General features: G+C 42.2%; 3 protein-coding genes. All 3 read right to left on the reverse strand.

Annotated elements, in window-relative coordinates:
- Nucleotides 1-209: 209 nt before the first annotated feature.
- A complete protein-coding gene (locus tag H525_RS0122245) occupies nucleotides 210-3,353 on the reverse strand; it encodes a DEAD/DEAH box helicase (protein ID WP_027417991.1) in 3,144 nt (1,047 codons plus the stop codon).
- Between the two features lie 82 nt (nucleotides 3,354-3,435).
- A complete protein-coding gene (locus H525_RS0122250; protein WP_027417992.1) occupies nucleotides 3,436-3,732 on the reverse strand; it encodes a hypothetical protein in 297 nt (98 codons plus the stop codon).
- Between the two features lie 204 nt (nucleotides 3,733-3,936).
- Entirely contained in the window at nucleotides 3,937-4,104 is a 168-nt protein-coding gene (locus H525_RS27740; protein WP_155837535.1) for a hypothetical protein, read from the reverse strand.
- Nucleotides 4,105-4,310 lie beyond the last annotated feature (206 nt).

Below are 4,310 nucleotides of genomic sequence, written 5' to 3' on the forward strand. Positions count from 1 at the left end.
CAAAAAGGACAAAAGGAAATGAAAAACAATGCAATTTTACGAAAAAACTAGATGAAGAGAGATATTGTCCAAAATTCGGGGGTTAATCCGCCCTAAACGCTTCTTCAATACTATATTTATAGTTTTCAATTTTAGCCATTCGAACTTCCTCCATGTGATTTTTAAAACCTAGCACTACCACATTTTAGGCATAAATTCTAAGCATTTTCCTAAATGATAACTTTATTTGCAGCCGGTACCATGGCCGGCGGCATCTCTTCCTTCAACCGCCAAATAAAACTGATCGGTTTGTTTCCTTCATGTCTGACATACTCTGCCTCACCAAAGAAAACAAACGGCGACGTGTAGTTGTTTTCTTCCTTGTATTCCCTGACAAATAACGCAATCCGCGTCCCCATCTGCTTGTGATGGATGTAACGTTGTGCGGTTTTTGAATCCTCGGAAATTCGACTTTGCGTTTGCCAGTGAAACAACCTTTCATTGATGGCGTAGTCTTCGTACAACGTGGAGGGAGAGAAGTCCTTGTCCGACTTATTTAATGTGATAAAGAAAATATCTGTTTTCTTGTCCTCAAAATACTTTACACCTTCACGGAAACTCGGCGCTCTGTCTTCATCCCAATATCCGAAAGCAGCCAACACTTGATCCATGGAGTACTTGCAATGAATATCCAGCGGGCAGGCATAAGGAAACTCATTTCTCTTGTCAACAAAATCGATTTGCATCTGATTATACTTCAGAATGTCGATAACTTCATCCCGAAAAGCCGGACAGCTAAATATAGATTGAAGTGCATGCTGGACATCTCGAAAACCATGTTTTTTCGGTTCCGACCGATAGAATGTATAGTAAAACACATTCAGCATCAACCGTTCTTCTTCTGTTTGCGGTCTCGCCTCTTCCTCAAGATACGCTAGAAGAAATCGTAATAATCGCCGGGAGTTGAGGCTGAGCAAGGCTGGGATTCGTTTCGTTAAATAGTCGCCATTCTCCCAAGAATAGGTATCTAGTAATCCAGCCTCCACCTTAAGGCCGTTAAACGTCCGATTTCCGGTTCTTCCACCGTAGAAATCATGCAAGCTTAATCCGTGATATCGCACAAAATTTTCTAGAGTCAGCTTTAATCCTGTATCCCCTTCAAAGTATTTCATTTTGTTAACTAAGCTTTTTCGAGTTGTCGTCGCTTGCTTCAGGTTGCGAAGGATATAGTCCTTTGCCTGTTTTTCAAGTTGAATAAAGCTGCCTCGCGGAAGGTTGGAAAAACCGTTCTCTACGTAGTGTTGAACGGAATGCTTCGTCCTGCCGATCAGGGCGCGGAACTTGTCCCGGAAATTGTATTCTTGGTGGGCTTGACCTATAAAATCGAGTACCGTGAGACACTCTTTCCCTTCAAAGAGACGCAAGCCACGTCCCAACTGTTGGAGGAATACCGTTAGACTCTCCGTAGGACGAAGAAACAAAATAGTGTTAACCGCAGGAATGTCGACCCCTTCGTTGTAAAGATCCACGACAAAGATCATGTTGATCTCACCTTTTTCAAGCAAGTTCTTTGCCTGATGGCGTTCTTCTTCGCTCGATTTTCCATGAAGTGCAATGGAAGGCACTCCAGCTTCCCCAAACACTTTAGCCATGTATAAGGCATGATCGACTCCAACGCAAAAACCGATCCCTTTTACTTGCTCCATATCAGAGACATACTTCTTCATGCTATTTAGAATTTGCAAAGCACGAATTTTATTGTTCGTATATAAATTCTCCAGTTCTGTGAGGTCGTAACCACGTCTAGACCATTTCACCTTCGATAGATCGACATGATCAGTAATGCCAAAATAATGAAAAGGACACAGCAGCTTACGATCAATTGCGTCCGTTAATCGAATTTCCGCAGCCACTGCATGATCGAAGTAGCTGATAATATCCTTTCCGTCCATCCGTTCCGGAGTTGCCGTCAGACCTAACAGAATTTGAGGCTCGTAATAATTGAGCAGTGCTTGATAAGATGGCGCAGCAGCATGATGAAACTCATCCACAATGATGAAGTCATAGAAGTTCCGCGAGGTTTTATCCACTAGCCTCAAGGAGTTGAGACTCTGAATACTGATAAACAGATGATCCAGCCCTTGCGCCTGATTGCCGCCCACATGCAGTTCACCAAAATTCAAATCCTTTAAAATGAAGCGGAACGTATCCCGACTCTGTTTTAAAATCTCCTCCCGATGTGCAACAAACAACAGCCGGGCCCCGGGATTCTTTTGCACAAATCGCTTATAGTCAAAAGCCGATATAACGGTCTTCCCGACTCCCGTTGCAGCCACTAACAGATTCCGATATCTACCGTACAACGTCCGTTCGGCTTCCAGCTTCTCAAGCACTTCCTTTTGGTAATCGTAGGGCGCAAGATCAAAATGAAAGGGCAGGGGGCTTGGCTCTTTTTTGCGGCCGAGAACACCCTTCAGTTGCAGAACATCGTCAGTGTTATCCGGACTAAAATATTTGAACTCCCTATCGTTCCAGTAGCTTTCGAAAGTCGCCTCGATTTTCTTCAGCACATCGTAAGCATCCTTCTCCGTCACCTTCAGGTTCCACTCCAGCCCACTGGTCAGTACTGGGTTTGAAAGATTGGAGGAACCGACAAAAGCTGTGGTGAAGCCGGTATCCCGCTTGAACATATAGGCTTTTGCATGCAGCCGGGTTCTATCAGTGTCGTAGGAAATTTTGATCTCTGTGTTAGGGAGCCTGCTAAGCTCAAGAACAGCTTTGAAATCCGTTGCTTCCATATAAGTGGTTGTAATGACACGCAATTTACCGCCATTCAAAGTGAATTGCTCCAACTGATCCATGAGACACCGCAACCCACTCCACTTGATGAAGGAGACTAGCCAATCAATCCGATCCGCGGTTAAAATTTCATGTCGAAGCTCATGCATCATATTGGGTTCAAAGTGAGAGCCGGTAAACAAGGAACTTTGAGACAAAGGAGTCGCTGGACGAATCACTTTTTCGTTCCGAATGCCACGAATGTGATTGAGCTTAGAGTATACATAGGTCAGCACTTCGCCCTGCTCAACCAGCTGTAACTCCTTGTATTCATCCGGGCCAAGGACATCTCGCAGCGTCTCAATGATTTCATTGCATGTCCGCACCTGCGCCAATACGGCTCCCTCATCGACGTTGTTCTCCCGAACAACCTTCAAGGCTCTACGTGTCACCATTGCCAAATAATTAGACAACAGCTTCCGAGCCTCTTCCGCATCTAAAGGCTCCTTCCCAATGTCATACACAGTAGAATCCAACGCTGTAAGCTGCTTCTTGGTAATATTATTGATGATTTGCTCGTACAATCCTTGTTTCATGTGGCACCTCTAGGTCCAGGAATATAAATATCTTGTTTTCCCTAAAATACCTCTTTTACTTTTTATATTGTAAAATCATATATTAATTTCTATTTAACCCAGAATAACCCGCTCTTAAGTAGACTTTATAGTCGTTCGTTCTATAACAATATTCTCTTAACAATTTAATAATTAGGTTATCTATATCGTATTTTGCAGCTTCTACTACTTCATCCACTTCCAGCAAAGACATCAGCTGTTCAAGTTTTTGTTCATATTCATAAATAGCTTCCGCAATCTCATCATACTTTTTTCGTGTTGCAAAATCCCGATGCGCAAAAGCTTCACTCATTTTATCATTAATCTCATTCATCATGTCGCCAATCGTTTCTTTTACCAATCCTAAGCTTTCTGATAAATCGATTGCTTTGCTGGGAAATTCTTATTGAATAATCTTCAAAATTTTTTCGATATCCATCTATACCTCTCCCCTACTAATAACCAAAGCATAAAAATAGAACTAAAGGCATCAAACCCCTTAGTTCTATTATTACACGATATTACAAATTGTTCAAAAAATTTGTTTTTAATTTAGAACAATACACTACGCTCCAGCTATCTCTTCCAGTAGAAATTCTTTGATTTGTTCGTCTGATACTTTTTGACCGTCCTCTTTGAAGGAATAACCTGGTGCCGGACGTCCCTCACTTACTTTTTTCTCTTCCACCCGGTAGTTCTTTTGATAATAGTAGGTGGACCGAGGAATACCCATGATTCTTAGCACCGTTGATACAGAGTAGCCTTTTTGAATCCATTTGTCAGCTACTTCAAGTTTTTCAGTAAGTGAGGGTTTTTCTTTTTTATAAGGTCTCGTAAAATCGCTAGCTCAAGGTCTTTTTCACCTAAAAGTGTTTTTAGTCTTTCATTTTCTCTGGATAATTCTTTGGCGTCTAGATCTGGCAAAACAGCCACATCCAC

Origin of the sequence: Aneurinibacillus terranovensis DSM 18919, from assembly GCF_000430625.1 — a bacterium.
GTDB classification, from domain to species: Bacteria; Bacillota; Bacilli; order Aneurinibacillales; family Aneurinibacillaceae; genus Aneurinibacillus_B; species Aneurinibacillus_B terranovensis.